The organism is Novosphingobium sp. MBES04, from assembly GCF_000813185.1.
GTDB lineage: Bacteria > Pseudomonadota > Alphaproteobacteria > Sphingomonadales > Sphingomonadaceae > Novosphingobium > Novosphingobium decolorationis.
In genome coordinates, this window is sequence record NZ_DF850488.1 from 1,291,145 (window position 1) to 1,294,105 (window position 2,961).

General features: G+C 59.2%; 2 protein-coding genes. One reads left to right on the forward strand and one right to left on the reverse strand.

What is annotated here, in order from left to right:
* Positions 1-363: hypothetical protein (locus tag MBENS4_RS25690; RefSeq protein ID WP_039389360.1), on the forward strand; the 363-nt coding region annotated here is incomplete at its 5' end.
* Positions 364-513: 150 nt separating this feature from the next.
* Here MBENS4_RS25690 and MBENS4_RS05690 read toward each other — a convergent pair.
* Positions 514-2,196 carry an amidohydrolase gene (locus MBENS4_RS05690; RefSeq protein WP_039391812.1) on the reverse strand — a complete coding sequence of 561 codons (1,683 nt, stop codon included), beginning with the start codon at positions 2,194-2,196 and terminating at the stop codon, positions 514-516.
* Between the last annotated feature and the right edge of the window lie 765 nt (positions 2,197-2,961).

Consider the following 2,961-nt stretch of genomic DNA (forward strand, 5'->3'; position numbering starts at 1 on the left):
AACCTTTTTGACGAACGCTCGCTTGTCGATGGGGGCGAGGCTACTCGCGTGCTCCATATGCTGCGCTATTCGACCAACGGAACACTTGAGTGGTCGGCCAGGGATCGTGGCACCATACCGGGCGACGTGGCTCAGCTGCAATGGTCGTGGAACAGCGCTTCGCGTGAATACCAGATCCGCAAAGGCTCCTGGTACGATGCCAGCGTTGCCTATACGCACAATTTCTCGAAGACGATGTCGATCACCGGAACCTTTCGCTTTTCAGGAGTGAGCCAATATCGCCTTGTGGCACCGCTCGCGGAAGAGACCACACGGCGCCAGCGTACCCCGGAATTTCAGCTGAAGCTCTACAAGACCTTGTAGTCTTGGAGCCGGCGATCATCGCCCCAGGAAACCTGACTGTCTGCAGTTGGGCGATGTGATTCGGCTTCCGAGTGTCCACAGCGGGTCGTAAATGGGTTGTGATTGCCGCCGAAGCCGCCACTCGTGACCCAATCAATGGTAAAAGCGCGCTTATGGCCTGCTGGGCTGGATCTGCCTCGCGGAATAGACTGTCGTCCCGTCCTTGATGGTCTCAAGAACCTTGAGTTGATCGAGGGTTTCGGGATCGGCCTTGAGCGGATCGGCGGAAAGGACCACGAAATCCGCTTCCTTGCCCACTTCGATCGATCCCTTGTTCTTCTCCTCGAAGATCTGGAAGGCTGGCCAGATCGTCATGGCCCGAAGCGCAGTGTAGACGTCGACCTTCTGCGCTTCTCCGATCACCTTGCCGGTGCGGCTGCGACGGGTAACGGTGGCGTCAAGCACGCGCATGGTATCGGGCAAGGCGACCGGCGCGTCACTATGGGTAGTAAAGATCATGCCCCTTGCCCGAGCCCATTTGGTCGGCGAGATATTCTGGCACACCTCGGGCCCGACGGTGTGCGCACAGTGCCAGTCGCCCCAGTAGTACGTATGCATCGGGAACAGCGAGGGGATCATGTGGAGGCGCTTGAACGAGTCCATCTGGTCTTCGCGCAGGAACTGCCCGTGGATGATGACCGGTCGCTGGTCCTTGTAGGGATGGTTCTTCTCCGCTGCGTCCATTGCCTTGATGAGAAGGTCGGACGCCGCCTCGCCATTGGCATGGGTGAGGATCTGGATATTATTCGCGAAGGCCCATTCGACCGCCCCCATGACGTCCTCGGGCTTGGCCGCGGCATAGCCCGAATATCCCCTTGGGTAGTTTCCTATGGGGGCGTAGTAAGGACGATCACGCCAGGCGGTGAAACCCTGCGGGCTGCCGTCGATGGTGAGTTTGGCACCAGCAACGCGGAAATGGTTGGTATAGGTCGAACTCACGTTCTCGCGGATAAAGTCGCGGTCGACGAGCACATCGGGGAAAGTGATGACGTCGATGCTGAAGGCGCCTTGGTCCGCCACCTGGCGCAGCACGCGCGCGACATCGGGAACCGAGCGCGCCTCCTGCGCGGTGGTATAGCCGTAGCGTTTCCATTGCTGTTCACCGGCCTTTGCGAAGGCGACCATTCCCATCGGCCCGATCTGCCCCAGGACCTTGGTGATCAGTGGAAAGAAGGCGGTTTCCTCGAGCGTTCCATTCGGCTCCTGCACCCCAGGCTTGCGCTGGATGACCCCGCCTTCGGGGTCCTTGGTCGAGGCGTCGTAGCCCATCAGCTTGAGCGCCGCCGAATTGACGCTGGCGAGGTGCGCCGACTGGTGGACGACGATGACCGGCACGTCCGTCGACACTGCGTCCAGTTCTTCCTTGGTCGGATGGCGCAGTTCCTTGAGTTGCGCGTTATCATAGCCGAAGCCGAGGATGACGTTGGTCTTCTTGACGGTTCCGGCGTTGGCTGTTGCCCAGCCCTTCAACGTGGCAACCATCTCGGGAATGTCGGTGACCTTGCCGTCTGGGGGCGCCAGCATGTTGGCCGAAAGTGCCTGGATGCCTCCCATGACCATGTGTCCATGCGGATCGACGAAGCCTGGCAGCATGAAACGCCCGGCGAGGTCGTGCGTCTTCGTGTCCGTTCCCGTGAAAGCCTTGGTGCCCTCGGCCGTGCCGGCGTAGACGATCTTGCCATCCTCTACGGCAACGGCCTCGACATAGACCGGGTTTTCACCGGCCATGGTTAGAATGGGGCCGCCGGTGTAGACGCTGTCCGCTGGCGTTGCGCGGGCAACATTGCATGACATCAGCACGGCACTTGAAAGCACAAGTGCCAGGCGCAATTTCAGAAAATGGTATTCCGCCATATGGCCTCCGTACGGGCATGGAGGTCCCAGTCTACGCAAGCAGAGCGCCCCTCGCACTCGGGGTTGTTCCTATGTGCATGCAAAGACATCCCCGAGAGGCAGCGCCAGAAGCCGAGTTCTACATGACCATTGCGCAGGCCGCCTGGATCATCTGCGCGCTGCAGGCCACGTTCCTCATCGTACCGACTTCGATGTTTGAGTAGCCCATGGATTTCTGGACGACTTTGACGTCCCCCGTCTCATTCCTCCAGGCAGGTATCAAAATATGGGTCCAAGGGAGCCCTGCGGCTGGATTGCGGACAGTCCGCACCTCCTGAATGTAAAACGGTGACTGAAGGACTTAAATGGGTCGGCTTGGTTGAGACAAAACGCCGCTCATGGGACGAAGCTACCGTTCCTGTGGTGTCATCGAAGCGGCGGTTTTGGCCGAACGCAGGCCCCTCTTAAAGTCCGTAGGCAGAGGCAGGGAACGGTGAAGGCGGGCCGGTTGAGCGCAATTCACGCACCCTGGATAATTTACCCCATCAAGAGTAGCTTCGCCGCCCTGGATAAAGGAAACCATGATGGCTGCTGCGTTGCTTCCTCAGCTTGAACGTCCTTTTCTCACGGACGCAGGTCTTGAAACCGACATCCTCTTCAACAGGGGAATCGACCTGCCGTTTTTTGCTTCGATAATGCTGCTTCAAACTGATGAGGGGCTAGGCT